Annotated in this window: 35 protein-coding genes and 1 pseudogene; 31 read left to right on the forward strand and 5 right to left on the reverse strand. The window is 71.5% G+C overall.

Annotated elements, in window-relative coordinates; genetic code table 11:
• Positions 1 to 56: 56 nt before the first annotated feature.
• On the reverse strand, positions 57 to 464 hold the full coding sequence (locus D1825_RS13120) for an FKBP-type peptidyl-prolyl cis-trans isomerase (RefSeq protein ID WP_118767861.1): 408 nt from the start codon (positions 462 to 464) through the stop codon (positions 57 to 59).
• Between the two features lie 116 nt (positions 465 to 580).
• Here D1825_RS13120 and D1825_RS13125 point away from each other — a divergent pair, with 116 nt between their 5' ends.
• Both D1825_RS13125 and D1825_RS13130 read left to right on the forward strand, forming a co-directional pair.
• On the forward strand, positions 581 to 1,444 hold the full coding sequence (locus D1825_RS13125; protein WP_118767862.1) for an alpha/beta fold hydrolase: 864 nt from the start codon (positions 581 to 583) through the stop codon (positions 1,442 to 1,444).
• Entirely contained in the window at positions 1,437 to 2,027 is a 591-nt protein-coding gene (locus D1825_RS13130; RefSeq protein ID WP_118767863.1) for a TetR-like C-terminal domain-containing protein, read from the forward strand. The genes D1825_RS13125 and D1825_RS13130 overlap by 8 nt, the downstream gene beginning before the upstream one ends.
• Here the strand turns inward: D1825_RS13130 and D1825_RS13135 are convergent.
• From D1825_RS13135 to D1825_RS13145, 3 genes are all read right to left on the reverse strand, one after another.
• Positions 1,961 to 2,977 carry an acetylxylan esterase gene (locus D1825_RS13135; RefSeq protein WP_118767864.1) on the reverse strand — a complete coding sequence of 339 codons (1,017 nt, stop codon included), beginning with the start codon at positions 2,975 to 2,977 and terminating at the stop codon, positions 1,961 to 1,963. The genes D1825_RS13130 and D1825_RS13135 overlap by 67 nt on opposite strands.
• A 44-nt stretch (positions 2,978 to 3,021) precedes the next feature.
• Positions 3,022 to 4,407, reverse strand: a complete 1,386-nt coding sequence (locus D1825_RS13140) for a cystathionine beta-synthase (protein WP_118767865.1) — start codon at positions 4,405 to 4,407, stop codon at positions 3,022 to 3,024.
• Between the two features lie 103 nt (positions 4,408 to 4,510).
• Entirely contained in the window at positions 4,511 to 5,350 is an 840-nt protein-coding gene (locus tag D1825_RS13145) for a Bax inhibitor-1/YccA family protein (protein WP_118767866.1), read from the reverse strand.
• Between the two features lie 188 nt (positions 5,351 to 5,538).
• On the opposite strand from D1825_RS13145, the gene D1825_RS13150 reads away from it, so the two are divergent.
• Positions 5,539 to 6,495, forward strand: a complete 957-nt coding sequence (locus D1825_RS13150; RefSeq protein WP_118767867.1) for an ABC transporter ATP-binding protein — start codon at positions 5,539 to 5,541, stop codon at positions 6,493 to 6,495.
• Positions 6,492 to 7,337, forward strand: coding sequence for an ABC transporter permease subunit (locus D1825_RS13155; RefSeq protein ID WP_118767868.1), 846 nt, complete (start codon positions 6,492 to 6,494; stop codon positions 7,335 to 7,337). The genes D1825_RS13150 and D1825_RS13155 overlap by 4 nt, the downstream gene beginning before the upstream one ends.
• 60 nt (positions 7,338 to 7,397) lie before the next feature.
• Here D1825_RS13155 and D1825_RS13160 read toward each other — a convergent pair whose 3' ends face one another.
• Entirely contained in the window at positions 7,398 to 8,630 is a 1,233-nt protein-coding gene (locus D1825_RS13160; protein ID WP_118767869.1) for an MFS transporter, read from the reverse strand.
• Between the two features lie 50 nt (positions 8,631 to 8,680).
• Here D1825_RS13160 and D1825_RS13165 point away from each other — a divergent pair, with 50 nt between their 5' ends.
• From D1825_RS13165 to D1825_RS13285, 27 genes and pseudogenes are all read left to right on the forward strand, one after another.
• Positions 8,681 to 9,124: a MarR family winged helix-turn-helix transcriptional regulator gene (locus D1825_RS13165; RefSeq protein WP_199721594.1), complete on the forward strand. Its 444-nt coding sequence runs from the start codon at positions 8,681 to 8,683 to the stop codon at positions 9,122 to 9,124.
• Positions 9,125 to 9,138: 14 nt separating this feature from the next.
• On the forward strand, positions 9,139 to 9,996 hold the full coding sequence (locus D1825_RS13170) for a siderophore-interacting protein (RefSeq protein ID WP_118767871.1): 858 nt from the start codon (positions 9,139 to 9,141) through the stop codon (positions 9,994 to 9,996).
• Positions 9,997 to 10,400: 404 nt separating this feature from the next.
• Positions 10,401 to 11,549 carry a tyrosine-type recombinase/integrase gene (locus D1825_RS13175; protein WP_158580732.1) on the forward strand — a complete coding sequence of 383 codons (1,149 nt, stop codon included), beginning with the start codon at positions 10,401 to 10,403 and terminating at the stop codon, positions 11,547 to 11,549.
• Positions 11,550 to 11,733: 184 nt separating this feature from the next.
• The gene (locus tag D1825_RS13180; protein ID WP_118767873.1) at positions 11,734 to 11,931 is read left to right on the forward strand and encodes a hypothetical protein; all 198 of its coding nucleotides are present in this window, start codon (positions 11,734 to 11,736) and stop codon (positions 11,929 to 11,931) included.
• Between the two features lie 575 nt (positions 11,932 to 12,506).
• A complete protein-coding gene (locus D1825_RS13185; protein ID WP_118767874.1) occupies positions 12,507 to 12,824 on the forward strand; it encodes an XRE family transcriptional regulator in 318 nt (105 codons plus the stop codon).
• Entirely contained in the window at positions 12,821 to 13,057 is a 237-nt protein-coding gene (locus D1825_RS13190) for a helix-turn-helix domain-containing protein (RefSeq protein ID WP_118767875.1), read from the forward strand. Before D1825_RS13185 ends, D1825_RS13190 begins: the two co-directional genes overlap by 4 nt.
• 60 nt (positions 13,058 to 13,117) lie before the next feature.
• Positions 13,118 to 13,288: a hypothetical protein gene (locus D1825_RS18465; RefSeq protein WP_199721595.1), complete on the forward strand. Its 171-nt coding sequence runs from the start codon at positions 13,118 to 13,120 to the stop codon at positions 13,286 to 13,288.
• A gap of 83 nt (positions 13,289 to 13,371) precedes the next feature.
• A complete protein-coding gene (locus D1825_RS13195; protein ID WP_118767876.1) occupies positions 13,372 to 13,611 on the forward strand; it encodes a hypothetical protein in 240 nt (79 codons plus the stop codon).
• A gap of 143 nt (positions 13,612 to 13,754) precedes the next feature.
• A complete protein-coding gene (locus D1825_RS18015) occupies positions 13,755 to 13,952 on the forward strand; it encodes a hypothetical protein (RefSeq protein WP_138067667.1) in 198 nt (65 codons plus the stop codon).
• Complete coding sequence (locus D1825_RS13205) at positions 13,949 to 14,428, forward strand: hypothetical protein (protein ID WP_118767878.1); 480 nt, start codon at positions 13,949 to 13,951, stop codon at positions 14,426 to 14,428. The genes D1825_RS18015 and D1825_RS13205 overlap by 4 nt, the downstream gene beginning before the upstream one ends.
• A complete protein-coding gene (locus D1825_RS13210) occupies positions 14,425 to 14,784 on the forward strand; it encodes a hypothetical protein (RefSeq protein ID WP_118767879.1) in 360 nt (119 codons plus the stop codon). The genes D1825_RS13205 and D1825_RS13210 overlap by 4 nt, the downstream gene beginning before the upstream one ends.
• Positions 14,784 to 15,683 carry a YqaJ viral recombinase family protein gene (locus tag D1825_RS13215; protein ID WP_118767880.1) on the forward strand — a complete coding sequence of 300 codons (900 nt, stop codon included), beginning with the start codon at positions 14,784 to 14,786 and terminating at the stop codon, positions 15,681 to 15,683. The genes D1825_RS13210 and D1825_RS13215 overlap by 1 nt, the downstream gene beginning before the upstream one ends.
• Positions 15,680 to 16,618 (forward strand): hypothetical protein, encoded by a 939-nt coding sequence (locus D1825_RS13220; RefSeq protein ID WP_118767881.1) that lies wholly within the window; start codon positions 15,680 to 15,682, stop codon positions 16,616 to 16,618. The genes D1825_RS13215 and D1825_RS13220 overlap by 4 nt, the downstream gene beginning before the upstream one ends.
• Complete coding sequence (locus tag D1825_RS13225) at positions 16,618 to 17,271, forward strand: exonuclease domain-containing protein (RefSeq protein WP_118767882.1); 654 nt, start codon at positions 16,618 to 16,620, stop codon at positions 17,269 to 17,271. Before D1825_RS13220 ends, D1825_RS13225 begins: the two co-directional genes overlap by 1 nt.
• Positions 17,272 to 17,383: 112 nt before the next feature.
• On the forward strand, positions 17,384 to 17,596 hold the full coding sequence (locus D1825_RS13230) for a hypothetical protein (protein WP_118767883.1): 213 nt from the start codon (positions 17,384 to 17,386) through the stop codon (positions 17,594 to 17,596).
• A gap of 134 nt (positions 17,597 to 17,730) precedes the next feature.
• Positions 17,731 to 17,853: pseudogene (locus D1825_RS18825) on the forward strand (HNH endonuclease); the annotation flags it as partial.
• 479 nt (positions 17,854 to 18,332) lie between these two features.
• Positions 18,333 to 18,641 carry a hypothetical protein gene (locus D1825_RS18655; protein ID WP_233549899.1) on the forward strand — a complete coding sequence of 103 codons (309 nt, stop codon included), beginning with the start codon at positions 18,333 to 18,335 and terminating at the stop codon, positions 18,639 to 18,641.
• A 117-nt stretch (positions 18,642 to 18,758) separates the two neighbouring features.
• Positions 18,759 to 18,962, forward strand: coding sequence for a BldC family transcriptional regulator (locus tag D1825_RS13240; RefSeq protein ID WP_118767885.1), 204 nt, complete (start codon positions 18,759 to 18,761; stop codon positions 18,960 to 18,962).
• Entirely contained in the window at positions 18,959 to 19,174 is a 216-nt protein-coding gene (locus D1825_RS13245; protein ID WP_118767886.1) for a hypothetical protein, read from the forward strand. Before D1825_RS13240 ends, D1825_RS13245 begins: the two co-directional genes overlap by 4 nt.
• Positions 19,171 to 19,710, forward strand: coding sequence for a hypothetical protein (locus tag D1825_RS13250; RefSeq protein ID WP_118767887.1), 540 nt, complete (start codon positions 19,171 to 19,173; stop codon positions 19,708 to 19,710). The genes D1825_RS13245 and D1825_RS13250 overlap by 4 nt, the downstream gene beginning before the upstream one ends.
• Entirely contained in the window at positions 19,707 to 20,393 is a 687-nt protein-coding gene (locus D1825_RS13255) for a hypothetical protein (RefSeq protein WP_138067669.1), read from the forward strand. The genes D1825_RS13250 and D1825_RS13255 overlap by 4 nt, the downstream gene beginning before the upstream one ends.
• Positions 20,390 to 20,626 carry a hypothetical protein gene (locus D1825_RS13260; protein WP_118767889.1) on the forward strand — a complete coding sequence of 79 codons (237 nt, stop codon included), beginning with the start codon at positions 20,390 to 20,392 and terminating at the stop codon, positions 20,624 to 20,626. The genes D1825_RS13255 and D1825_RS13260 overlap by 4 nt, the downstream gene beginning before the upstream one ends.
• Positions 20,623 to 21,726 (forward strand): RNA ligase, encoded by a 1,104-nt coding sequence (locus tag D1825_RS13265; RefSeq protein WP_118767890.1) that lies wholly within the window; start codon positions 20,623 to 20,625, stop codon positions 21,724 to 21,726. The genes D1825_RS13260 and D1825_RS13265 overlap by 4 nt, the downstream gene beginning before the upstream one ends.
• A complete protein-coding gene (locus D1825_RS13270) occupies positions 21,723 to 22,616 on the forward strand; it encodes a phosphatase domain-containing protein (RefSeq protein WP_118767891.1) in 894 nt (297 codons plus the stop codon). The genes D1825_RS13265 and D1825_RS13270 overlap by 4 nt, the downstream gene beginning before the upstream one ends.
• Positions 22,616 to 24,244: a DNA cytosine methyltransferase gene (locus D1825_RS13275; protein WP_118767892.1), complete on the forward strand. Its 1,629-nt coding sequence runs from the start codon at positions 22,616 to 22,618 to the stop codon at positions 24,242 to 24,244. The genes D1825_RS13270 and D1825_RS13275 overlap by 1 nt, the downstream gene beginning before the upstream one ends.
• Complete coding sequence (locus D1825_RS13280) at positions 24,241 to 24,432, forward strand: hypothetical protein (RefSeq protein WP_118767893.1); 192 nt, start codon at positions 24,241 to 24,243, stop codon at positions 24,430 to 24,432. The genes D1825_RS13275 and D1825_RS13280 overlap by 4 nt, the downstream gene beginning before the upstream one ends.
• A gap of 148 nt (positions 24,433 to 24,580) precedes the next feature.
• Positions 24,581 to 25,123: a hypothetical protein gene (locus D1825_RS13285; RefSeq protein WP_118767894.1), complete on the forward strand. Its 543-nt coding sequence runs from the start codon at positions 24,581 to 24,583 to the stop codon at positions 25,121 to 25,123.
• The last annotated feature ends 15 nt before the right edge of the window (positions 25,124 to 25,138 follow it).

The raw sequence follows: 25,138 nt of genomic DNA on the forward strand, positions 1-25,138 counted from the left end.
GCACGACAGAGGCGCGGCACCCCGGCGGGGTGCCGCGCCTCGCGCGTGTCAGGAGGTCAGCGGCTGGTGCCGACGACGTCGACGACGAACACCAGGACGTCGCCGCCCTTGATGCCGGCCTGCGGCACGCCGCGGTCGCCGTAGCCCAGGTGCGACGGGATCGACAGCAGCACGCGCGAGCCGACCTGCTGGCCGACGAGGCCCTCGTCCCACCCGGCGATGACGGCGCCGACGCCGATCGGGAAGCTGATCGACTCGCCGCGGTCGTAGGAGTTGTCGAACACCCCGCCGTTCCAGGACTGGCCGAGGTAGTGCACCTCGATGTTGTCGCCGGCCTCGACGAGCTCGCCGTCGCCGCGGGACAGGACCAGGACCTCGAGCTCGCCGGACGCGGCGTCGGCGGGGAACGCCAGCGTGGGCTTCTGGCCGTAGGAACCCGAGACCTCGGGCAGTGCAGCGGACATGCGGATGTCTCCTCGGTTCGACTCGTGCACCCGATGCGGTGCGCACCCATCGTGCCCCAGGGGACGGACAATCGCGCACTCTTGCCAACCGTGGCTAATGGCATTAGCTTTGTGTCATGACCACCACGCAGCACCTCCAGCGTCCCGAGGGGCGCATCGCCTTCACCGTCGGGGGGCCCGCCGATGCCCCCCTCGTCGTCCTCGTCCCGGGCATGGGCGACCTGCGCAGCACCTGGCGCGAGCTCACCCCGGCCCTCGTCGACGCCGGCTACCGCGTCGCCGTCACCGACCTGCGGGGCCACGGCGACTCCGACACCACGTTCTCCACCCACGGCGACGTCGCGACCGCGTCCGACGTCGAGGCTCTGCTCGAGCAGCTCGGGGGTGCCGCGGTGCTCGTCGGGAACTCGATGGGCGCGGGCGCGGTCGCACTCGTCGCGGCGGACCGCCCCGACCTGGTAGCAGGCCTCGTCCTGACGGGCCCTTTCCTGCGCGACCCCAAGCTCAGCCGCACGAGCCGCGCGATCATCCGCGGCTCCTACTCGGTGCTGTTCGCCCGCCTGTGGGGCGCCCGCGTCTGGGCGCGGTACTACCGCGGCACGCTCAACAAGGGCCGGACCGCGCCCTGGCTCGACGAGCACGTCGCGGACCTGCGCGCCGCGCTGTCCGACCCCGCGCACCTGCGCCAGTTCCGCACGCTGTGCCGCCAGCTCACCCATGCGCCGGTCGAGGCTCGCGTGGGCGACGTGCAGGCTCCCGCGCTCGCGTTCGTCGGCACGCTCGACCCCGACTTCACCGACCCGGCAGCCGAGGGCGCCTGGATCGGGACCGCGATCGGGGCGGACGTGGTGATGATCGACGGCGTGGCGCACTACCCGCAGCACCAGGCCCCCGAGGTCGTCGTGCCGCGCACGCTCGCGTTCCTCGCGGACCTGCCGCGGGCCGAGGCGGGCGCGTTCGCGGCCGGTCTGCGTGCCTAGGGCGGGCCTCGACCGGGCGGTCGTCGTCGGCCTCGCGCTCGACGTCGTCGACGCCGACGGCTGGCCCGGGCTCACGCTCGCGGCGGTCGCGGCACGGGCCGGCGTCGCTGTGCCGAGCCTCTACAAGCACGTCGCCGGACTGCCCGCGCTGCGGCTCGAGGTCGCGGCTGCCTGCATCGACGAGGTGACGGCCGCGCTGACGGGCGCCCGGGGAACGCGTACCGGGGCCGACGCGGTCCGCGCGATGGCCGGCGCCCTGCGCGCGTACGGGCGGGCGCACCCCGGTCGCTACCTCGCGACCCAGGGCGCATGGGCGGGCGTGGACGGGGCCGACGACGTCCGCCGGGCCGGTGCGGCCGCGGTCGGGCTGCTCGTGGACGCGGTCGCGCAGCTGGAGGTCCCCGAGGCGCACCGCATCGACGCCGTCCGGTCCGTGCGGGCCGCGGTGCACGGCTTCGTGCTGCTCGAGATGGACGGCGGGTTCGGCATGCCGGACGACGTGGACGCGAGCTTCGACTACCTCGTCGACCGGCTGGTGTCCGGGCTGGAGGACCCGAGCAGGTCCCGCAGCCAGCGCAGCTGACGGTCCAGCTGGTACCCCTGCCCGCCCTCGTGGCCGTTGTGCGCGTACACCTCGATCGCCGTCGCGGGCCGGTCGCCCAACGCTGCGTAGTGGTTGTAGGCGGCGTAGACCGTGGACGGCGGGCAGGTCTCGTCGCGCAGGGCGACCGAGAACAGCGCGGGCGCGCTCGCGCGGCGGGCGAAGTGCACGCCGTCGAGGTACGACATCGTGCGGAACACGACGTCCTCCTCGTCGCGGTGCACCGCGAGGTACTGCGTGAGCTCGTTGTGCGGCATGCCGTCGCTGATCGCGACCGCGCGGCGGTAGTGGCACAGGAACGGCACGTCGGGCATGACGGCGACGAGGTCGTCGGCCAGGCCCGCGACCGCGAGCGCGAGGCCGCCGCCCTGGCTGATGCCCGCCACCGCGACGCGGGCGGGGTCGACGCCCGGCACCGCGCGCACGGCGTCGACCGCGCGGACCGCGTCGGTGATGAGGCGCCGGTAGTAGTGCTCGCCCGGGTCGTGGATGCCGCGCGTCATGACGCCCGGCGCCGCGGGACCGCTCCCGGCGGGATCGGGTGTGTGGCCGCCGGTCCCCCACGTCGACCCCTGCCCGCGCGCGTCCATGAGCAGGTGGACGTAGCCGGCCGCTGCCCAGGCCAGGTGCTCGTGCGCGAACCCGCGCCCGCCGCCGTAGCCGACGTACTCGACGACGGCGGGCAGCGGCCCGTGGACACCCGCCGGGCGGGTCAGCCAGGCCTTGATGGGATGCCCCGCGAAGCCCGCGAACGTCACGTCGACGACGTCGACCACGCTCAGGCCCGCGTCGACCGGGGTGAGCGTCAGGCCGAGGTCGTGCGTGCGGGTCTCGCGCAGCGTGGCCGCCCAGAACTCGTCGAAGTCCGCCGGCTCGTCGAGCTCGGGCAGGTAGCGCTCGAGCTCGGGCAGGGGCAGGTCGAACAGGGCCATCGTTCTCCTTCGGACGCACGGTCGTGGCGACCGTACCGGGCCGCTCAGCGCGCGAGGAAACCGAGCAGGTCGTGCCGCGTCACGACGCCGACGGGCTGCCCGTCGTCGACCACCATGAGCGCGTCGTCCTTCTCCAGCGCGAGGCGCGCGGAGGTCACGGACTCGCCGATGCCGATGAGCGGCAGCGGCGTGGACATGTGCCGGTCGACGCGGTCGGACAGCGCCGCCGCGCCCGAGAACACCGCGTCGAGCAGCGCGCGCTCGCTCACCGACCCGGCGACCTCGCCGATCTTCACCGGCGGCTCGGCGCCGACCACGGGCATCTGCGAGACGCCGTACTCGTGCAGGATCCCGATCGCGTCGCGGACCGACTCGTTGGGGTGCGTGTGCACGAGCGCGGGCAGCACGCCGGTCTTGGTGCGCACGATGTCGGCGACGGTCGCGCCCTCGTCGGCCGCGAGGAACCCGTAGGACCGCATCCAGGAGTCGTTGAAGATCTTGGACAGGTAGCCGCGCCCGCCGTCGGGCAGGATCACGACGATGACCGCCTGGGCGGCCGCCGCGGGGTCCGCGTCCTCGAGCTCGCGCGCGACGCGCAGCGCGGCCTCGACCGCCATGCCGCACGAGCCGCCGACGAGCAGCGCCTCCTCGCGCGCGAGCCGCCGCGTCATCGCGAACGAGTCGGCGTCGGAGACCGCCACGATCCGGTCGGGGACGGCCGGGTCGTACGCGCTCGGCCAGAAGTCCTCGCCCACGCCCTCGACGAGGTAGGGCCGCCCGTCGCCGCCCGAGTAGACCGAGCCCAGCGGGTCGGCGCCCACGACGACGACGCGGCCCTCGGAGACGTCGTGCAGGTCGCGGCCCGTGCCGGTGATGGTCCCGCCCGTGCCGACGCCCGCGACGAGGTGCGTGAGCCTGCCCTCGGTGTCGGCCCAGATCTCCGGGCCGGTGGAGGCGTAGTGCGACGCGGGCCCGTGCGCGTTGGCGTACTGGTTCGGCTTCCACGCGCCCTCGATCTCGCGCACCAGCCGGTCCGAGACCGAGTAGTAGGAGTCCGGGTGGTCGGGCGGCACCGCGGTGGGCGTCACGACGACCTCCGCGCCGTACGCACGCAGCACGTCGCGCTTGTCCTGGCTCACCTTGTCCGGGCAGACGAACACGCAGCGGTAGCCCTTGCGCTGCGCGACGAGCGCGATGCCGACCCCGGTGTTGCCGCTCGTCGGCTCGACGATGGTGCCGCCGGGTCGCAGCTCGCCCGACTCCTCGGCGGCCTCGATCATCGCGAGCGCGATGCGGTCCTTCACCGAGCCGCCGGGGTTGAGGTACTCGACCTTCGCCAGGATCGTGGCGGACAGGCCTTGGGTGACGGACTGCAGGCGGACCAGCGGCGTGCCGCCCACCAGCTCGCTGACGTGCTCGGCGTATCTCACGCTGCCAGCCTCACCCGGATCGGCCCCCTGCGCCAAACCACGGGCCGGCGGACACGCCAAAGGCCCCCGGGACAGGTCACCGGGGGCCTTCGGGCGAGTGGCGTCAGTTGCGGTTGAGCATCGCGAACAGGCGCAGGAACTCGAGGTACAGCCAGACCAGCGTCACGATGAGGCCGAACGCCGCGGTCCAGGCGAACTTGGCCGGGACGCCGCCCTCGACGCCGCGCTTGATCGAGTCGAAGTCCATGATCAGGCACGCGGAGGCGAGGCCGACCGCGAACAGACCGGCCAGGATGCCCCATCCGCCGTTGCGCAGCGGGCCGAACCCGTCGCTCGTCATGAAGAACGACAGGACCACGTTGACCAGCGAGAACACCAGGTAGCCGACCATCGAGATCAGCAGCCACTTGGTGAACTTGGGCGTGACGCGGACCTTGCCCGAGCGGAACAGGAACAGCGCGGCGGCGAACGTCGCCAACGTGGCGAGGACGGCCTGCAGCACGATCGGCTGTGCCGTGCCGTCGACCGTGCCGGGCACGGCCCAGTTCTGGAACAGGTAGCTGATGCCGCCGACGAACACGCCCTGCGCGAGCGTGTAGGCGATGATCAGCGGCGGGCTGGGCTCGCGGCGGAACGAGTTCACGAGGCCGAGGACGAGGCCGACGATCGCGCCGACGACGTACAGCCACGGGTAGTCGGGCGTGATGGCCCACGTGCCGGCCGCGACGACGACGAGGAGGGCGAGCAGCCCGCCCGTCTTCATGATGACGTCGTCGTACGTCAGGCGGCCCGTCTCGCGCGGGGTGGCACTCGGCGTGCCGTACATCTTCTCGAGCGTCACCGCGTCGATCGTCGACTCGGGCGCGGCCGTGCGGCCGTTGGTGCCCTTGCGGGCCTTGGGGTCCTGGAAGACAGGACTGCTGTTGAAGACGGGATTGGCCACGGGACGCTCCTGGGTGTCTCGGCCTGAAACTGTTCTCTCACCGTAGCGAACGCCTGGGACACCCCCAAGGTTCCCTCGTCCTTTCGGTCGATCCCTGAGGCCAAGATCGGGGGAAAACCTGAGGGACAAGGGCCCTCGCGCGCCCGTAGGGTCTTTCCTGTGAAGCCACCGACGCAAGGAAGAACACCATGATCGAGGCTCAGGGCCTGACCAAGCGATACGGCGCCAAGACCGCCGTCGACGGCATCTCGTTCACCGTCCAGCCGGGCAAGGTCACCGGCTTCCTCGGCCCGAACGGGGCCGGCAAGTCCACCACGATGCGCATGATCATGGGCCTCGACAAGCCCTCCGCCGGCAGCGTGACGGTGAACGGCGCGCCCTACGCGTCGTTCCGCTCGCCGCTGACCGAGGTCGGCGCGCTGCTCGAGGCGAAGGCGGTCCACACCGGCCGCAGCGCCCGCAACCACCTGCGCGCGCTCGCCGCGACGCACGCGATCTCGGACAAGCGCGTCGACGAGGTCATCGAGATGACCGGCCTGACCGCCGTGGCCAAGCGCCGCGTCGGGGGCTTCTCGCTCGGCATGGGTCAGCGCCTGGGCATCGCGTCCGCGCTGCTCGGCGACCCGCGCACGCTCATCCTCGACGAGCCCGTCAACGGCCTCGACCCCGAGGGCGTGCTCTGGGTGCGCAACCTGGTCAAGTACCTCGCGAGCGAGGGCCGCACGGTCTTCCTGTCCTCGCACCTCATGACCGAGATGGCGCTCACCGCCGACCACCTCATCGTCATCGGCCGCGGCCACATCATCGCGGACGGCCCGGTCGACGAGATCATCGCGCGCGGCACCAAGTCGACGGTCCGGGTGCGCAGCCCACACGCCGACCAGCTGGCCGCGGCGCTCGTCAGGCCCGAGGTCACCGTGACCACCAAGGAGGCCGGCCTGCTCGAGGTGTTCGGCGCCACGGCCGAGCAGATCGGTGACGCGGCAGCCGCCGCCCGCCTCACGCTGCACGAGCTCACGCCGATCAGCGGGTCGCTCGAGGAGGCGTACATGACGCTCACGGCCGACGAGGTGGAGTACCGCTCCGACTCGCCGATCCCGACGACCGAACCCGCCACCCTCACCAAGACGGAGGTCGCCCGATGAGCACGGTCACCGCTCCCGCGCCGGCCCGCCCGGCGACGAAGACGAGCCTCTCGTTCGCGCACCTGCTGCGCTCCGAGTGGATCAAGTTCTGGACCGTCCGCTCGGCCGCCTGGTCGCTGTCGATCTTCTTCGTGGTCACCGTGGCGCTCATCGCGCTCATGAGCCTCGCGGTCGTCAGCTCGGGCCCGAACGACGGCCCGCCCGGACCCGACGACGTGCTCGCGCCCTACACGGTCGCGGCCCAGCTCGGCCAGGTCGCGCTCGTCGTCCTCGCCGCACTGGCGATCACCGGCGAGTACACGACCGGCATGATCCGCTCCAGCCTGACCGCGGCCCCGCGCCGCACCCCGGTCATCTGGGCCAAGTTCATCGTGCTCGCGGTCGTCTTCTTCGTCGTGGCCATCGTGGCGAACGCCCTGGGCGCGCTCCTGCAGCAGCTGTTCTTCAGCGACGACCTGCCGCTGGACCTGGGCGACCCGCAGATCCTGCGGGCGCTGTTCGGCACCGCGCTCTACACGACGACGATCGCGCTGCTCTCGTTCGCGCTGGGCGCGCTCGTGCGCCACTCCGCGGCCGCCATCGCGACCGTGCTGGGTGCGCTGCTCGTCCTGCCGCTGCTCTTCCAGATCCCGTGGAAGCCGCTGCAGGAGATGCAGCCGTTCCTCCCCGGCATCGCCGGCAGCAACATCACGCAGACCGACGCACAGGTGGAGGCCGGCTGGGAGACGTTCCCGCCCGGGGTCGCCCACCTGACCGCGTGGGAGGGCTACGCCGTCCTGGCCGCCTACCTCGTCGTGGTGCTCGTGGCGGCGCTCGTCCGCCTCAAGAAGTCCGACGCCTGACCTGAACGCCGCGAAGGCCCGCACCGTGTCCGTCGGTGCGGGCCTTCGTCGTGCCGGCGGTCAGACCAGCTCGAGCGCCTCCTCGGCGCTGCCCTCGGCGGCCGCGGCACCCTTGTTCCACCGCGACCACAGGACCTTCTCCCCCACGGTGCGCGCCAACATGTGGCCGAACGCGAGGAACGTCAGGACGCCCACGGCAAGCACGCCGATCGCGACCCAGAACGGCGACGCCAGGCTCACGTGCTCGGCGAGCAGGCCGGCGACGACCGGCGCGGGCGCCGCGAAGCCCCAGCGGATGAGGTTGAACGCGCCCGTGGTGACGCGGCGGTCCGGCGAGCCGGTAGCCAGAGCCAGGTCGGTGAGGTTCGCGTTGGCGATACCCATGCAGACACCCGAGATGACCAGGAAGACGATGGTCTGCACGGTGCTGTGCGACGTCGCAATGCCGAAGAGCGCGCCGAACAGCACGACGATCGCGAACCCGACGGTCTGCACCGCGCCGAACCGGTGCGCCAGGCGGTGGCCGACGACGAGGATGCCGAACGCGAGCCCGACGCCCCAGCCGGTGAACACCAGCCCGAGCTGCACGACGCCCAGGCCCAGGAACACCGGCGTGTAGCCGAGCACGATGAAGAACACGAAGTTGTAGGTGCCCGTGATGACGCACAGGGCGACGAACGCAGGCTTCTTGAACGTCGCGAAGATGTTCCCGATGCGCAGCGGCGCGGGCATGACCTCGGGGTCCTTGAGCCGCGTCACGGACAGGGCCAGCGCGACGATCATGAACAGGCCGCACAGCAGGAACGGCACGCGCCAGCTGATCTTGCCGAGCAGGCCGCCGATCAGCGGGCCGATCGCGAAGCCGAGGCCCACGCAGGTCTCGAACAGCTCGACGGCCCAGGCCCGGTCGTTGGCGAGCGAGACGAGCAGCACCATCGCGGTCGCGAAGAACATCGCGTTGCCGAGGCCCCACAGGCCGCGCAGCGCGGCGAGGCTGCCGATGCTCGTCGTGAACGACGCGGCGATCGCGGCGACCGCGACCACGCTGACGCCCGCGGCGAGGATCTTCTTGTAGCCGAACTTCCCCGTGAGCATGACGGCCGGGATCATCCCGAGCGCCATCACGGCGATGTAGGCGGTGAACAGCAGCTCGATCTGCCAGGTGGTCGCGCCGAGGTCGGCGCCGATGGCGGGCAAGATCGGGTCGACGATCGCGATGCCCGCGATGGCGAAGAAGGCGGTGACCGTCGTCGCGTAGATCGCGGTCTTGTGGGGTTCGTTCCGGGCTGCCACGGGGATCCTTTATCTGTATGGGGCAGGTATTATCTCTGTATGCTACACCCATGACCGACGACGACGCCCGCGACATCGAGCTCCAGGTGGCCCTCCTGCTCCGCCTCGCCGACCACAACCGGCGCAGCAACCCGGCCCTGGACGGCACCCTCGAACGCTCCGCGTATCTCGCGCTGCGCCACCTGGCGACCAACGGCCCGTCCGGGATCAACGACATCGCGGACCACCTGCGCCTCGACGCCTCGACCGTCACCCGTCAGGTCCTCGCGATGGAGTCGGCAGGGTTGGTGACGCGCGCGCGCGACGAGCACGATGGCCGCCGCGCCGTCATCACCGCGACGCCCGACGGTCACGAGGCCCTCGCGGCGACCCGCGCCGCGCGCGCCTCGGTCTACGGCGACCTGCTCGCCGACTGGTCGACCGACGACCGCCAGCAGCTCGGGGCGCTCCTCGAACGCCTCAACGACGCGCTCGACAGCCGCGCCCGACGCTGACTTAGGCTCACCTCATGACCGTGACCGCTCCGCGCACCCGCCCCGCTCCCGTCCTCGGCCACGTGCTCCGTGCCGAGCGGCTCACGCCCGGGCTCGTGCGCATCGTCGTCGGCGGCCCCGGCCTGGCGGTGTTCACGCCCTCGCCGCACGCCGACTCCTACGTCAAGCTCATGTTCCTGCCCGCCGGGGAACGGCCGCTGCAGGCCGACGGCCGCCTGGACCTCGAGGCCGTGCGCGCCGCACTCCCCGAGGGCGTCGCGCCTCGCCTGCGCGCCTACACCGTGCGCGGGTTCGACCCCGAGGCGCTCGAGCTCACGATCGACCTCGTCGTGCACGGCGACTCGGGCCTCGCGGGTCCGTGGGCTGCTGCCGCGGTCGGCGGCGAGGAGGTCGTCGTCCAGGGGCCTGGTGGCGCGTGGTCGCCCTCCCCCGACGTCGACCACCACCTGCTCGTCGGCGATGCCAGCGCGCTGCCGGCGATCGCCGTCGCGCTCGAGCGGCTGGCCCCCGACGCGCGCGGCGTCGCGATCGTCGAGGTCGAGTCAGCCGCCGACGAGCTGCCGCTGGGCGCGCCCGCCGGCGTCGCCGTACAGTGGGTGCACGCGCGGCACGGGGAGCCGGGCGCGGCACTCGTCGAGGCCGCACTCGCCTGGCCGTGGCCGACGGGATCCGTCGGAGTGTTCGTGCACGGCGAGGCCGGCTCGGTGCGGGCGCTGCGCCAGTACCTGCGCGTCGAGCGGGCCGTCCCGCGCGACCTGATGTCGATCTCCGGCTACTGGCGCCTGGGCGTCGACGACGAGGGGTGGCGGCAGAGCAAGCGCGAGTGGACCCAGTCGATCGAGTCCGCCGAGCAGGCCGCCGGCCTGGACTGACCCGCGACGCCGGCCGCCGCCGCGTCCGCCCTCTCCGCCCGCCGTCATCACGGGGATTCCGCATCATCACGGTGATGGCAACCCCCGTGATGATCCGCGATCACCGTGATGATGCGACCGTCGATCGTCCGGGCCCGATCAGATCGCCGATTCGTCATCGGTTCGCCGGTCCACATCGGCGCATCGATGACGAATCGGCGAGGTGTTGTGCGGTCCGGCCGGCGCCCGGGAGTCTCGTCCGGGCCTCGTGCCCCCGCCGGGACTCGAACCCGGCGGGGGTGAATCGACTGACCTGCGAAGTCGCAGGCTACGACGCAGGTCAGCGGGACGGTTCGTCCCCGGTACCCCACGGTACAGGTAGGCTCTTGTTGATCGAAAGTTGCTTTGTCAACAGGAGCAGACTCATGGCGTCCATTCGCGAACGGCACGGCCGCAAGGGCATCTCATACTCCGTGCTCTACCGCGAGAAGGACTCACAGCGGTCCCGCACCTTCCAGGACCTCGCCTCGGCCCGCCAGCACGCGGACCGGATCGAGCGACTCGGCGTTGAGGCCGCTGACCGCATCTACGAGGCAACGCACCGACCAGATCCCGAGGTTGTGCCTACCGTGGCCGAGCAAGCCGAACGGCACATCGCCGCCCTGTCCGGTGTCCAGCCGTACACGATCGCCACGTACCGCACCATGGCCCGCCAGCTGGCCGTCACCGCCCTGGGCGCCATGCCAGTCGACCGCGCGACCCGCGAGGACGTCGCCGGGTGGATCCGCACCCAGGAAGCCGCCGGCGTCGCCGCCAAGACCATCAAGAACCGGCACGCCCTGCTGTCCGCGGCCCTGACCCGTGCGGTCGACGACGGCACCGCCACGCGCAACGTCGCGGCGCGAGCTCGCATCGCCCGGACCGAGCGCCGCGAGATGACGTTCCTAACGCCCGCCGAGTTCCAGATCGTCCTGGGCCGCGCCACCCCCTACTACCGGCCGCTGCTCATGCTGCTGTTCGGGACAGGCCTGCGCCTGGGCGAGGCGACCGCTCTGCGCGTCTCGGACATCCACCCCGAGTTCACGCCCGCGACGCTGACCGTCTCGCGCGCCTGGAAGAAGGGCGGCGGGTACGGGGCACCGAAGACCGCGGCCGGCCGCCGCACCATCGCCATCCCGGGCCCGGTCATGGAAGCGATCGGACCGCTGCTCGATCGCGAGCCCGGCGAGCTGCTGTTCGTGAACACCGCCGGCCGCCGCGTCCAGCAGGCTACCTTGCACGACCTGTGGCAGGGGTGGATCACCGACTGGATCTTCGACCGCGGGACTGGTGAGCGCACACGTCGGTCCCCGTCGCTCGGGAAGGTCCCCCGCATCCACGACCTGAGGCACTCCCACGCGGCGTTCATGATCGGCACCGGCATGTCGCTCTACGACCTCAAGCAGCGTCTGGGCCACGAGTCGATCCAGACGACGGCCGACACCTATGGCCACCTCATGCCCGAGGCCCAGGTCCAGGCCGAGCGCGCGGCCGCGCTCGCCTTCCCCGTCGCACCGATCGCCATCGAGTCCTAGCAGCCAACCCCGGCGGGCTCGGCGCCCGACACTGCGCCGTCCGAGTGAATCTACGGCGCAGTCTGTCCGGGTATAGCCCCAGTCGTCCCGTCCGAATGGTCACTCCTGGTTCCTAACCCCTGTCCGATGTCAGCGCTCACGTGCAGCATTCGTTGACCTCAGCAACGGCGCGAAGGGGGCCCATGTGGACGAGTACGAGGTGATGGAACGGCTAGGGGTGGCCGTCGTCGAAGTCGACGAGCTGTGCAGAGAAGGCTCCTACGTGCCCGGTCTGAACCTCGCCGTCGTGCGCCGCGGCCTCACTCCCGAGCGTCGCGAGGCGATCGGGGTCTGGCTCCTGGCGCGGGTACTTCTGGGGCCGGCAGATCCCGCTCGTTCGTGACATCTAGCACCGGGCTCCCCCCGGCGGGGCTATTGGGGGCGGCGTCTCGTTCATCGCCACCAGCTCCCTCCGCATGTCGCTCCCGCACGATGAGTCCGATGAGGCGACTGATCGCCTCCCGTTCCTCCTGTGTGAGCAACGACGATCCCGCCGGAGGGTCCCACTGGACCCCGACCGGGGGTGCCTCGTTCCGCAGTTCGTAGACCTTCGCCACGCTGATCCCCGCAGCCGCGGCGATCTTCTCTACGGAGCGCGGGCTGGTGCGGAAGCCAAGGACGACCCGTCGCGCGGTCTCGTGCGAGATGCCCGCCTTGGTGGCCAGCTTTCGGTACGAGGCCAACGAGGGCGGGCCCTCCAGGTACTGCAACCACCTGACCGGGATGTCGTCGCTCACGGGTCCTGACCTTTGCGTCTAGACAATGTGGTGTCTAACGGCAGATTAGACGCCCCGTCTACGAATCACACGGGTGTGACCTGGACTTTCACGCTCATATCGCCCCAACTTCACCCTTGACCGGTTAGACGCAGCCGTCTAACGTCCAACTTGACGGTTGACAACAACGACAGACAGGTGGATGCTCGTGGTCAGGAAGATTGAGAGGAGGTTCGACGTGGAACTCGTGTCCCGAGACGCTTTTCGCCGGTACATGGCGTACCGCGACCACTCCGCTCGGACCCTCGCCGACGCCGCCACCCGCCGCGGCGTTCCGACCTCCAAGGCCACCATCGGGCACCTGATGTCCGGCTTCGTCAAACAGACCCGGCCTGAACGGGCTAAGGCCATCTGCGAGGTCCTCGACGTCCCCGTCGACGCCCTGTTCGTGGTCCGGGTGTCAACCGTCCAGCGGGACGTGCCGCCCGCACCGCAGCCGACCAAAGGGATGACCCGATGAGCGCCGAACTCCTGACCGTCCCACAGGTGGCCGATCGGCTCGGCTTGACGGAGTACCAGGTTCGCCAGGAACACGCCCGCGGCGTCCTACCCGGGCGTCGACCCGGCCGGTTCCTGCGGTTCACGGACACCGACCTCGAGACGTACGTCGCGCGCATCGCTGTCGATCGCGGCGCGGGCCAGGCCTCCGGCCCCACGCGCCTCTCGCACACCCGCCGCCGGCGGTCCCTGTAACGGCCGCCCCAGCAACGCCGCACCGCCTGAACCCGCGCACCACCAACGAAGGGAACCACCATGCTCCGCCAGACGCCGATCCCCCAGACCTCGCCGTACCAGCTGGCGATCCTGCACGGCCTGCAGTCGAAGCACGTCTACCAGGGCACCGTCGCCCCGGTCGTCGTCGCCCACCGCCGCGCCGCGAACAAGGTCGCGCGCCGCTCCCGTCGCATCAACCGCGGCCGCTGAGCAAACACACCTCACAGACAGCGAGGGCCGGGCTCCCACTCCTGAGCACCCGACCCTCACCTACACCGAAAGGTTCGCACACCATGGACCCGATTCGCATCACCGGCGACACGGCCAAGGCCATCGCGACTCCGCCTACGCCGAAGGCCCTCGACATCTTGGCCCGGGCGGAGAAGCGGCTCCGGCCGATGATCGCCCGCGGCGCAGACCACACCACCGTCGTCGCCGTCTTCGCTACCTACGAGGCCATGTACCTGATGGCTTCCGCACCGACAGCCCCGGTCATCGACGACACGATGGCGCTCGTCGAGGCGGTGGCCTGATGGCCGCCGTCGCCCGGGCCGTGGGGTACGCCCTGTGCTTCTGCACAGACGGCCACCACGAAGAGCCCGAACGTGAGGGGTTCCGTGCGAACCGTGCCGACGTTGAGTCCGGCCTGCCGTATGCCCACCCGTCCGCTGGGCCGGTGCACCTGGTCCAGTCGACCCTGATCGTCACCGCGGTCGACGTCGCAGACCCGGCACTGGCTGCACACCGACGCGACCTCATCGCCAAGTTCGCGTCCACGTACGGCCTGCTCGACCCCGATGGTGCCGAGGTGACGGGCTGCGAGCACCGTGCCGTGGAGATCTGCGAGCGATGCACATCGGTCGTGGCGTCATGAGCTACTTCTCCGACCCGGTCCTGGACCGGCAGGACGAGGAGCGCCGCACCGTCCTTGCCGAGCACGTGATGCAGATCAGGCCCGGCCCGTACGGGTGGCACTGCGGCGTCTGCGACTGCGGCACCGAGCACGGCGCGTTCCGCCGCGCCTCCGACCTCGACCGTGAGCACGAGCGGCACATCGCGGTCGTGCTCGACGGCGAGGAGTCCGAGCTCGTCGACGCCGCCTGGGCCGCGCAGTGGAACAGCGAGGTCGACCAGCTCGCCGACCGGTTCCTGTCGGGCCCTCCCGGATCCCGTGTCCGCCAGTACGAGTCGCACGCCGTTCCCGACTACCCCGAGGGCGGCGAGGACGAGAAGCCTTGGGGTCCCGACTGCCGGTACGGCAAGCACACCGCCTGCTCGGGCACGGCGTGGGATGAGCACGCCGACGAGCTCGTCGGCTGCGGCTGCACCTGCCACGGGAGCGCGTCGTGAACGCGCCCCGGGTCCGGTTCGAGCCGCACTGGCAGCCGACCGAGATCGACGAGCCCACCCCCGGGTGGGTCGTGACCGTCGTGAACGACGGGCGCCCCGTGCACCGGTTCTTCCGCGGGCGCATGTCCGACCGGCGCGCGCAGCGGTACGCGGGCCGCGTCGCCCGCCGCACCTGCGCCGCGTGCGGTCACCACGGCGACACCGCGGTCGTGCCCGCGCTGCGCGCCCGCCTGTGCGCGACCTGCGACCACGCGTTCCACGCCTGGCACGCCGTCCGCCCGCACGTCCTGGCCATCGACTGGCCCGGCTGGGCGCACCACATCGGACCCCACCCTCACCGAAGGAGCGCCGCCTGATGGCCGCCATCGACCTCGCGCCCGGCTCGCCGGCGTGGACCCGCCTCATCACCGCATCGAAGGTCGCCGCGATCCTGGGTGTCTCCCCGGAGAACTGGGAGTCGAAGCGGTCCCTGTGGCTCAAGATGCGCGGGGACATTCCCTGGGACGACGGCCGCAACGTCGCCGAGAAGTCCCGCGGGCACTACCTCGAGAACGGCCTCATCGACTGGTGGGCCGACCAGCACCCCGAGATCGCCCGGGTCCGCCGCCAGCCGATCGTCACGAACCGGCGCCTGCCGTGGGCGGCCGCGACCCCGGACGCGATCGGCACCGGGATCGGCGCGCCGCTGTACCTCGACGCAAAGACGTCCCGCGACGACGCCGAGTGGGGCACGCCCGGCACCGACGAGGTGCCCGCGTACTACGCGGCGCAGCTGACCTGGGCGATGCACCTGTCGCACGGGCGCCGCGGCATGGCCGTGAAGACCGCGCACATCGCGCTGCTCACCCAGTTCCTCGACCTGCGCGAGTACGTCATCGAGTACGACGCCGAGCTCGGGCACGACATCGAGGACCAGTGCCGGGCGTTCCTGCGGTCGCTCGACGACCCGGATGCGATCCCGCCCGTCGACGGGTCCCAGGCCACGTGGCGTGCCGAGAAGCGCCGCCACCCCGACATCGACCTCGACAAGACCGTCGAGCTCGACGGGGACCTGGCCCAGGCGTTCGTCGACATCAAGGCCCGGGAGGCCGACGTGCGGGCCGTGCAGTCCCGCCTCCGCGAGGTCATGGGCGACGCCCGCCTCGCCACCTACGGCGGCGTGACCATCGCCCGCCGCCAGCCGAACGCGCACGGCGTGACCCTCATGCCCGTCGCCAAGGCCATCCCCACTACCAAGGAGCAGCACGCAGCATGAGCACCGAACTGACCGTCCCCGGCGCCGCCGGCACGGTGTCCCTGATCCAGCAGACCGCGCTCGAGCTGACCGCGGCCCACCAGATCGCCTCGGCCATCGCGGGCACGTCGTTCGTCCCGCAGCACTTCCGTGGGAAGCCCGACGAGTGCGCCGTCGCGATCCTGTACGGCGCGACCATCGACTTCGACCCCGTCACCGCGATCCAGCAGATCTACGTGATCGGCGGCAAGCCCGCCCTGTACGCGCGCGCCATGGTCGCCGTCGTCCTGTCCAAGGGCCACGACATCTGGGTCGAGGAGGAGGCGCCCGGCAAGGTCACCGTCGCCGGCCGACGCAAGGGTTCCGACCGGGTCCAGAAGATCACCTGGACGACCGAGGACGCGCGCCGCGCGGGCTACACCTCGAACAAGAAGTACGACACCGACCCGCGGGCCATGCTGTACGCCCGCGCCTCGGGTGACATCGCCCGCCGCATCGCGCCCGACGCACTGATGGGCATGGCCTACACGGTCGAGGAGCTCGAGCTCGGCATCACCCCCGAGTCGGCTGCGGCGCGGTCCGAGCGCTCGGGGGTCTCGCGGCTACGCGCAGCGGTCCCGCCGAAGGACGAGGTCGACGAGGCGTTCGAGACCCCGGCGGCGGATGCCGACGAGGCGACGTCGACGGAGGCCGTCGTGATGATGACGGCGTACCAGAACCGCCAGATGCACGCCCTGTTCCGCGACCTCGGCATCGACGACGAGACGGTCCAGCGTGCGGGGATCTCGAAGTCGCTCGGTCGCGAGGTGGAGAGCAAGAAGTCGCTCACGCAGGCCGAGGCCGCGTTCATCATCGACGCGCTCAAGGCCCGCAAGTCGCAGCAGGAGACCACGCCGGTGCCGGCCGACGACGTCGAGTGGCCCGAGGTCGCCGAGCCCGGATCCGAGGTCGCCTGATGGGCGCCCCGTGGTGGGAGGGCCCGCTCGTCGGGTTCGACCTCGAGACCACCGGCCCCGACCCCGAGACCGCGCTCATCGTGACCGCGTGCGTCGTCGTCGACATCCCGGGTGGGGAGCCCGTGGTCATGAACTGGCTCGTCGACCCCGGCGTCGAGATCCCCGAGGGCGCGACCGCCGTGCACGGAATCACGACCGACCACGCACGCGAGCACGGCCGGCCCGCCGTGGCTGCCGTCTCGCGGATCCTCGAAGTCCTGCGTTCGCAGCCGCACCCGCTGGTCGCGTTCAACGCCGCCTACGACTTCACGGTCCTGGACCGCGAGGCTCGCCGCCACGGACTGGCCCCGCTCGACCCGGACCGGGTCATCGACCCGTTCGTCCTGGACAAGAAGGTCGACCAGTACCGGCGCGGCAAGCGGACCCTGGCCCGCTGCTGCGAGATCTACGGCGTCGAGCTGCTCGACGCGCACACCGCCGAGGCTGACGCCCTGGCCGCCGTGCACGTCGCGCGTGCGATCGCCCGGGAGTACCCCGGCGCCCCGGAGGACGCGGCCGAGCTGCACCGTCGGCTCGTGATCTGGCGAGCCGAGCAGTGCCGGTCCCTGGTCCACCCGGTCCGTCAGCTCGCCGGGATCGGCGGTGCGGCATGACCGGCCACCGCCCGATCCCTGACCCAACCGGCGACCGGCGGGCCCAGCTGCTCGCCGCGCTCGAGTTCGGTGTCTGCCCCCTCGTCTCGTCGAACGACGAGGACGGTGCGGCATGAGCGCGGACCGTCTTCCCCAGGACATGCAGGACGCCCTCGACTCCGCGATCAAGCGCGAGCTGCGCGCCGAGGACGCCTGGGAGGACGAGCGTGACGCCGCGTACCGGCGTGCACGTGGCCTCGGAGCCGCGTTCGTCCTCGTAGCCGCCGTCATCTTCATCGCGGCGCTCACGACCGTGGTCGCCGTCATCGTGGATGCGCTGCTGTGAGCGCCTTCGGAGACCCGCGCCTCCCCCAGCGGTTCTGGGACAAGGTCGCCGTCAACGCCGAGACCGGGTGCTGGGAGTGGACCGCGAGCCTCAACGGCTCCGGCTACGGCCAGTTCGGGATCAACCACCACCCCGTGCTCGCGCACCGACACGCGTTCTCGACACTGGTCGGCCCCATCGGCCCCGGGCTCGACCTCGACCACCTCTGCCGCGTGCGGCTCTGCTGCAACCCCGCTCACGTCGAGCCCGTGACGCGCCTTGAGCACGTCCACCGTTCGCCGTACGTGATCTCAGCCCAGAACGCCGCCAAGACGCACTGCCCGGCGGGTCACGAGTACGACGAGCTGAACACGCTGCGCAATGCGCAGGGGCACCGGTTCTGCCGCGCATGCAAGCGCGCGTCGACACGGCGCTCCCGCGCCGCCCGGGCGCTCGCCGCCACGGCCCTTGCTGGCGTCGCCCTGGTCGGCCTCTCGCTGCCCGCGGCGGCCGGCGGGGACCACGACGGAACGATCCGGCTCGGCTGGGTCCTGCCTGACGGCGGTACGCCTGCCCGAGTTACGTGGCCGCAGCCGGTGTTCACCGGCCAGTGCGGCGTCTGGGTCCAGTGGGACCTCTACCCGTACAGCACGGACGCGGAGCGCGCCCGCACCGACGCCCTGCTCGACGACGGCCTCCTCACGTACGGCGAGGACCACGGGTGGGCGAAGTCCTGGACCTTCGAGGAGCAGCCGCCATGCGTGACACCGACCCAGTCCCCCAGCCCGACACAGAGCCCGACGCCTACAGCGACGGCGGAGCCGAGTGCGACCCCGACACCATCCGTGACGGCCTCCGAACCTGCCCCCGAGCCGACTGCGCCCAGCCCATCACCGACCGGCCCTTCCCCTTCTGCGCCCACCTCACACCCATCGAGCTCGCCTACCTCGACTCCATCCCCCACCAGCGTGCCGACCGACTCCCCGTCGCCGTCGACCACGTCTTCGGTCCCGAGCCCGACGCCGACATCCGGCGTGCCCTCGGCGACGCCCTCGGACGGTCCTGAACCGTCCGCACACGTCCTCGCCGTCACTGGCGTCGACCCAGGCGTCGGCCTCATGGCCGTCGCGATCCTCTCCGTCCTCGGCGTCATCTGCTGGGGCCTCTCACGAAAGGCACGATCGTGACCACTCCCACGAGCGAGCCCGAACCGCTCCTCACACCGGGCGAAGTCGCCCACCTGTTCCGCGTCGACCCGAAGACGGTCACGCGCTGGGCCCAGGCTGGCAAGCTCCCGTGCCTGCGGACCCTCGGCGGACACCGCCGCTTCCGCGACCGGGACGTCCGCGCCCTCATCGCCTCCACCACGAGCGGGGGTGCGCGATGAGCGCCTTCTCCGGCCCCCAGGGCAAGGGCTCGGCCCGCGCGCACCGCGAGGTGAAGCGTGCTGAGGCGGAGTCCCGCGCCGACCTGTTCGACGCCGAGGTCCTACGCGTCATGTTCGAGCAGAACGTGGAGCGTCCGACCGCGCGTCGCGTCGTCATGGCGACGCGACGCATGGACCGGCACCTCGCCGCACGGCAGGCGGTGGCGGCATGAGCCCGAGCGCCCGCGTCCTGAGTGGCGTCTTCCTCGAGTTCGAGGGCCAGCCCGTCTCGGCGTCCGGACTGTTCTGGGGCGAGTTCGCGCCGTGCGGCTGCCTCTGCGGCGCCATGACCGTCGACCGCGGGAACGGCGACGTCCTGCTCACCGCCGACCAGGCGCGCCTCGACATGAACGCCGGGATCAAAGCGCTCGCCGAGCGCAACGCCGAGGACGGGTTCGTGTTCCGGCTCATGTCCCAGGAGCAGTACCGCGCAACCCCCTTCGGATGCGAGCACGAACCGAAGTGGGGTGTCGTCGAGATCAAGGCTCCCGAGGGCCACGCGTGGGCCACGACCGACCGGTGGCACTCCGGCCGCAGGACCCGTCGCCGACACATCGTCCCCGAGGCTGCGGTCGACGCCTGGGCCGATGTCCCGCCCGCCCTCTGTGGCGCGGTCCGCTCGCGCCACGCCGCCTCGTGGAGCACAGACCGAAGCCACACCTCGGACACCGTGACGTGCCGCAAGTGCGAAGCGGCGGTGGCGGCATGAGGTACACGACCCGGCCCCTGTCCGACCGGACGTGGCTGCGCGCCGACGACGAGCGCACGCGCTCGCAGTTCAAGGTCTCGTGGTCCCAGGCGTCGGACCTCCTCGAGCGCGAGCTCGAATGGATCGACGGGCACGACCTCGTCATCGAGATCGACATCCGCGAGCAAGACCTACGCCTCGACGGGATGCTCCGGGCCAACGCGAAGCCCATCGGCGCGCCCGCGGTCGTGGTCGCCTTCGAGTCGCAGCACGGCCCGCTGCTCTACCGCTCGGACGCCTACGGGTGGGGCTCCTGGGGCTCGTCCATGGAGGTCTGGCAGCACAACGTCTACGCGGTCGCGAAGACCCTCGAAGCGCTCCGCGCGGTCGACCGGTACGGTGCCGCCCGCTCCGGCGAGCAGTACCGCGGCTACCGGCAGATCGGCCGCGGCCCCGCGATCGTCACCGACGCGCCCATGACCGCCCGGCGCGCGGCGGAGATCCTGGTCCGCGGAGCACGGGTCAACACCTCCGAGCGGACGCGCGAGCACGACGTCGACGCGTTCCTCGACGGCGACCTCGACCGCGACTCCGTGATCCGGCTCGCGAAGCGGAACACCCATCCCGACACAGCGTGGCCCGGCATCCCGGTCTCGTTCGACGAGGTCCAGCGTGCGGCCGCTCACCTGCGAGGTGAGCGATGACCTACGACGAGCAGGTCGCCGCCGCGATGCAGGACCCGACGGTGGTTCGCGCCCGCGAGGTCATGGCCGAAGCGCGCGCCGCGTTCGACGAGGCCGACCACGCGAACCGCCGCCACCAGTGTGCGCCCGCCGACTGGGCAGCCGCGTCCGGCCGACTCGACACCGCCACCGCCGCCTACAACCGGGCGCTCACCGCCGCCACCGTCCGCACCGCCGAAGGGACCCGACCATGACCACGACGACGACCGCCGTCGGCCTCTACGACCTCGTCGACAGCGACGCCCTCGCGGCCGCGCTCGCCGACGGGTACGTCCGGGTCCGGACCCACCCGACCGACCCGACCCTGCGCATCCTGAACTACACCGAGAAGGCCCAGTACGAGCACGTCTGGACGAACGAGACGCAGACCTGCCGAGGCCTGATCGTCGACGGCGACGACACCGTGATCGCCCGCCCCTGGTCGAAGTTCTTCAACTACGGCCAGCACCCCGAAGGCACCCTCGACCTGACCGCGCCGGTCGAGGTCACGGACAAGCTCGACGGGTCCCTCGGGATCCTGTACCCCGGCCCGGACGGGTGGGCGATCGCGACTCGCGGCTCGTTCGCGTCCGAGCAGGCCGAGCACGCCACCGCCGTCCTGCGCGACCGGTACGCGACGTTCGAGCCCGCCACCGGGTGGACCTACCTGTTCGAGATCATCTACTCCGCGAACCGCATCGTCGTCGACTACGGCACCACCGACGACCTGCTGCTCCTGGGCGCTGTCCGGATCAGCGACGGGCAGGCATTCGGCCCGCTCGACGTCCCGGACTGGCCCGGGCCGCGCACGGCGTCGTTCGCTGCCGGCACCCTCGCTGAGGCCCTGACCCTCGCGCCGCGGCCGAACGCCGAGGGCGTCGTCGTCCGGTTCCACGCGACCGGGCTGATGGTCAAGCTCAAGCAGGACGACTACGTCGCCCTGCACCGGCTCGTCACCGGCCTGTCGGAGAAGTCCGTGTGGGAGCACCTGTCGGCCCACGACGGCGCCTACACCGAGCTGCTCGCCGCGATCCCCGACGAGTTCCACGGGTGGGTCCGCGAAGTCGCCGAGCGGCTGCGCGGTCAGCACTGGCTGATCGTGCAGCGCGCACAGGTCGCGCACGACGCCACCGTCGCCCAGGTCGGCGCCGAGAGCCGCAAGGCCTACGCGCTCGCCATCCGCGACAGCGACCCCGACCTCGCCCCGTACTGCTTCCAGCTGCTCGACGGCCGCGACCCCTCGCAGGCCGTGTGGCGCGCCATCAAGCCCGTCGGGTTCACCCCGATGATGCACACCTCGGAGGACGTCGCGTGACCCTCATCATCACCCGCGGATACCCCGGGTCCGGGAAGACGACCTACGCCCAGGCGTGGGTCGCGGAAGACCCCGAGCAGCGCGCCCGCGTCAACCGGGACGACCTGCGCGGCAACCTCTACTGCCAGCACCAGGGCCTCACCTTCGCCCAGGAGCAGACCATCACGGCCGCCCAGCACGCCGCCGTTCGGGCACTGCTCACGGCTGGCCGCGACGTGATCGTCGACGACACCAACCTGCGCCTGCGGCACGCCCGCAACTGGGCCGACCTCGCCGTCGAGAAGGACGTGCCGTTCGTCGTGATCGACGTCGACACGCCCGTCGACGAGTGCATCCGCCGTGACGCCAACCGTGCCCGCGTCGTGGGTGAGCGGGTCATCCGCGACATGGCCGCGCGCTTCCGGTTCCCGCTCCCCCCGGTCCTGCCGTCGGAACGCACTGCCGAGACCCCGCCCGCGGCGTACGAGGCGAACCTGTCCTTGCCGCCCGCCTGGATGGTCGACGTCGACGGGACCCTCGCCAACATGGGCGAGCGGTCCCCCCACGACATCACCCGCGTCCTTGAGGACACCTGCCACACGGTGATCGCCGACCTCGTGGGCCTCCTCGGCGCCACCGGCGCCTCGATCGTCGTCATGTCCGGGCGCGACGAGGGCTGCCGCGCCGACACCGAGACGTGGCTTGAGCACAACCTCGGCGACTACGCCGCCCTCCACATGCGACCAGCCGGCGACGGCCGCGCCGACTACATCGTCAAGGCCGAGCTCTTCGACCAGCACGTGCGTGACCGGTGGAACGTCGTCGGGGTCCTCGACGACCGGGACCAGGTCGTCCGCATGTGGCGGGCGATGGGCCTGACGTGCCTGCAGGTCGCCGAGGGGAACTTCTGATGAGCGCGAACCTGACGATGACCGACCTGTTCTGCGGCGCCGGCGGGAGCTCGACGGGCGCCGTGTCCGTCCCGGGCCTGACGGTGCGCCTCGCGGCGAACCACTGGGACCGGGCGATCGAGACGCACAACGCGAATCACCCGGACACGGACCACCTGCAGGCCGACATCTCCCAGACCGACCCGCGGTACATCCCGTCCACGGACATCCTCTGGGCCTCGCCGGAGTGCACCAACCACTCCCGGGCCAAGGGCCGCAAGAAGATCTTCCAGGCCGACCTGTTCGGCGACACCCTGCCTGACGCCGCCGCCGACCGGTCCCGCGCGACGATGTGGGACGTCGTGCGCTTCACCGAGGCGCACATGTACCGGGCGATCCTCGTCGAGAACGTCGTCGAGGTCGTCGACTGGGCGCCCGACGGCGCCCCGGTCGGGGTCCTGTTCGATGCGTGGCTCTCGACGATGCTCGCGATGGGCTACCAGCACCGCATCATCTCGATGAACTCGATGCACGCCCAGGCCCACGGGCTCCCGGCGCCGCAGTCCCGGGACCGGGTGTACATCGCGTTCTGGCGCAAGGGCGAGCGCGCCCCGGACTTCGAGCACATGCAGCGGCCGCGCGCGTACTGCCCCAGCTGCACCGAGGTCGTCGAGTCGATCCAGACGTGGAAGCGCCCCGGCACCCGCACGGGCCGGTACCGCTCGCAGTACGTCTACCGCTGCCCGAAGCACTCCTGCCGTGGGCAGATCGTCGAGCCCGCGTGGCTCCCGGCGTCGTCGATCATCGACTGGTCCCTGCCCGGGACCCGCATCGGTGACCGCGACAAGCCCCTGGCGGACAAGACGATGCGCCGCATCCAGATGGGCATCGACCGCTACTGGTCGCCGGTGCTGCTCGAGGAGAAGGGCAACGGGTACGACGCCGCGGACCCGAAGCACCCGAGGTTCATGGACCCGTCGTCCTACTACCGGGCGTGGCCGCTCGACGATGTCACCCGCACCATGCACACCCGTGAGTCCAAGGCCCTGGCCTACGACCCGGTGATGGTCCCGGTCGAGGGCCGGGAGGGGAAGCAGCCCGCGTCGATGCTCTACCCGATGCGGACCATGACCACCCGGTCCGAGACGGGCATGGCCCTGCCGCCGTTCCTCACCGAGCTCCGCGGCGGCGGCTCCACCGTCCGGGCGTCGTCCGACCCGCTCTCCACGGTCACGGCGTCCGGCCGCCACCACGGGCTCGTCGTGCCCGCGGGCGGCACGTGGAACGACGACGCGCGCCCGACGAGCGACCCGCTGCGCACCCTGCACACGCGGGAGGCCTACGGGCTGGTCATGCGTCACAACGAGGGCGGCGCCGAGATGACGACGCCCGACTACGAGCCCGTCCGGACGCTCACCACGGGCGGCCACCAGTCGGTGCTGCAGGGCCAGACGGTGAACATCGAGGACGTCCGGTTTCGGATGCTCGAGCCCGGCGAGATCAAGCAGGCCATGGCGTTCCCCGCCGACTACGTCATGGTCGGCAACCGCCGCGAGCAGGTGAAGCTCTCGGGCAACGCCGTCACCCCGCCGGCCGCGCGCGACCTCGTCGCGACCGTGGTCGCCGCCATCACCGGGGAAGCCGCATGACCAGGACCGCCCCAGACCGCATCGGGGCCTCGCCCGTGCCCGCCATGACCCAGCTCGAGCCGCTCATCGCGACGGACCCGGCCGTGTGCCGGGCGGCCGCACTGACCGTCTGCCAGGCGGCCACCAACCTCGACGACGCCCGCCGGCTCCTGGCCGCCCTGGGCCTGGACCAGGAGGCCCGCGCATGAGCTTCACCCTGCGGGAGACCGAAGACGGCACGCACACGCTGATGTGCGACGCATGCGGGGCGTCCAAGACGTCCCTGTGGCGGGTGCCCGTGCTCGCCGACTGGCGACGCGCGCACACGTGCACACGGCCAAGAGAGGAGCGCGCGTCATGAGCTTCATGTCACCGATCCCCTTCGAGACGGTCTGTGAGGACGAGGACGGGGAGTTCGGCCGCACCTCCGGGTTCCACCTCTTCGGGCACGGGCACACCATCGACGACGTCGAGCTCTTCCTGCACAGCCAGGTCGAGGGTGAGTACGACTACGACTGGGAGGCCGGCCTCCGCGAGTGGGAGGTCACCGAGACGTGGGTCCGCAAGGTCCCGTGCGGCTACGGCATGCGGTACGTGTACGCCAGCGGACCAGGGCGTGGCGCGACCGCGGTGACCGCGCTCAGCGAGCCCTGGGGCTGGGACCGCTGGTGCACCCACCACCTCGACGAGCGCGCCTGTGTGGGCATCCCCGCCGGGCGGTTCATCGATGGTGAGACGTACGTGGCGCGACGGCTCGAGCAGATCGCCACCGAGATCGACCCTCGGCGAGACGTCGACGACCGTAACGGCGGGACCGTCTACTACTGCCGCCCGTGCAGCAACGCCTACAGCGAGCGCGAGCGTGCCGCCCGTGCTCTCGCCATGGCGGCCGCGTCATGACCACGAACCGCATCG

It is taken from the genome of Cellulomonas rhizosphaerae, from assembly GCF_003470205.1.
Lineage (GTDB): Bacteria > Actinomycetota > Actinomycetes > Actinomycetales > Cellulomonadaceae > Cellulomonas > Cellulomonas rhizosphaerae.

What these genes read in the sequence shown, in the direction of transcription:
- D1825_RS13120 (WP_118767861.1), bottom strand. Translation starts at nt 464, where the DNA reads ATGTCCGCTGCACTGCCCGAGGTCTCGGGTTCCTACGGCCAGAAGCCC.
- D1825_RS13125 (WP_118767862.1), top strand. Translation starts at nt 581, where the DNA reads ATGACCACCACGCAGCACCTCCAGCGTCCCGAGGGGCGCATCGCCTTC.
- D1825_RS13135 (WP_118767864.1), bottom strand. Translation starts at nt 2,977, where the DNA reads ATGGCCCTGTTCGACCTGCCCCTGCCCGAGCTCGAGCGCTACCTGCCC.
- D1825_RS13150 (WP_118767867.1), top strand. Translation starts at nt 5,539, where the DNA reads ATGATCGAGGCTCAGGGCCTGACCAAGCGATACGGCGCCAAGACCGCC.
- D1825_RS13155 (WP_118767868.1), top strand. Translation starts at nt 6,492, where the DNA reads ATGAGCACGGTCACCGCTCCCGCGCCGGCCCGCCCGGCGACGAAGACG.
- D1825_RS13165 (WP_199721594.1), top strand. Translation starts at nt 8,681, where the DNA reads ATGACCGACGACGACGCCCGCGACATCGAGCTCCAGGTGGCCCTCCTG.
- D1825_RS13170 (WP_118767871.1), top strand. Translation starts at nt 9,139, where the DNA reads ATGACCGTGACCGCTCCGCGCACCCGCCCCGCTCCCGTCCTCGGCCAC.
- D1825_RS13175 (WP_158580732.1), top strand. Translation starts at nt 10,401, where the DNA reads ATGGCGTCCATTCGCGAACGGCACGGCCGCAAGGGCATCTCATACTCC.
- D1825_RS13185 (WP_118767874.1), top strand. Translation starts at nt 12,507, where the DNA reads ATGCTCGTGGTCAGGAAGATTGAGAGGAGGTTCGACGTGGAACTCGTG.
- D1825_RS13190 (WP_118767875.1), top strand. Translation starts at nt 12,821, where the DNA reads ATGAGCGCCGAACTCCTGACCGTCCCACAGGTGGCCGATCGGCTCGGC.
- D1825_RS18465 (WP_199721595.1), top strand. Translation starts at nt 13,118, where the DNA reads ATGCTCCGCCAGACGCCGATCCCCCAGACCTCGCCGTACCAGCTGGCG.
- D1825_RS13195 (WP_118767876.1), top strand. Translation starts at nt 13,372, where the DNA reads ATGGACCCGATTCGCATCACCGGCGACACGGCCAAGGCCATCGCGACT.
- D1825_RS13205 (WP_118767878.1), top strand. Translation starts at nt 13,949, where the DNA reads ATGAGCTACTTCTCCGACCCGGTCCTGGACCGGCAGGACGAGGAGCGC.
- D1825_RS13215 (WP_118767880.1), top strand. Translation starts at nt 14,784, where the DNA reads ATGGCCGCCATCGACCTCGCGCCCGGCTCGCCGGCGTGGACCCGCCTC.
- D1825_RS13220 (WP_118767881.1), top strand. Translation starts at nt 15,680, where the DNA reads ATGAGCACCGAACTGACCGTCCCCGGCGCCGCCGGCACGGTGTCCCTG.
- D1825_RS13225 (WP_118767882.1), top strand. Translation starts at nt 16,618, where the DNA reads ATGGGCGCCCCGTGGTGGGAGGGCCCGCTCGTCGGGTTCGACCTCGAG.
- D1825_RS13230 (WP_118767883.1), top strand. Translation starts at nt 17,384, where the DNA reads ATGAGCGCGGACCGTCTTCCCCAGGACATGCAGGACGCCCTCGACTCC.
- D1825_RS18655 (WP_233549899.1), top strand. Translation starts at nt 18,333, where the DNA reads ATGCGTGACACCGACCCAGTCCCCCAGCCCGACACAGAGCCCGACGCC.
- D1825_RS13245 (WP_118767886.1), top strand. Translation starts at nt 18,959, where the DNA reads ATGAGCGCCTTCTCCGGCCCCCAGGGCAAGGGCTCGGCCCGCGCGCAC.
- D1825_RS13250 (WP_118767887.1), top strand. Translation starts at nt 19,171, where the DNA reads ATGAGCCCGAGCGCCCGCGTCCTGAGTGGCGTCTTCCTCGAGTTCGAG.
- D1825_RS13255 (WP_138067669.1), top strand. Translation starts at nt 19,707, where the DNA reads ATGAGGTACACGACCCGGCCCCTGTCCGACCGGACGTGGCTGCGCGCC.
- D1825_RS13260 (WP_118767889.1), top strand. Translation starts at nt 20,390, where the DNA reads ATGACCTACGACGAGCAGGTCGCCGCCGCGATGCAGGACCCGACGGTG.
- D1825_RS13265 (WP_118767890.1), top strand. Translation starts at nt 20,623, where the DNA reads ATGACCACGACGACGACCGCCGTCGGCCTCTACGACCTCGTCGACAGC.
- D1825_RS13275 (WP_118767892.1), top strand. Translation starts at nt 22,616, where the DNA reads ATGAGCGCGAACCTGACGATGACCGACCTGTTCTGCGGCGCCGGCGGG.
- D1825_RS13280 (WP_118767893.1), top strand. Translation starts at nt 24,241, where the DNA reads ATGACCAGGACCGCCCCAGACCGCATCGGGGCCTCGCCCGTGCCCGCC.
- D1825_RS13285 (WP_118767894.1), top strand. Translation starts at nt 24,581, where the DNA reads ATGAGCTTCATGTCACCGATCCCCTTCGAGACGGTCTGTGAGGACGAG.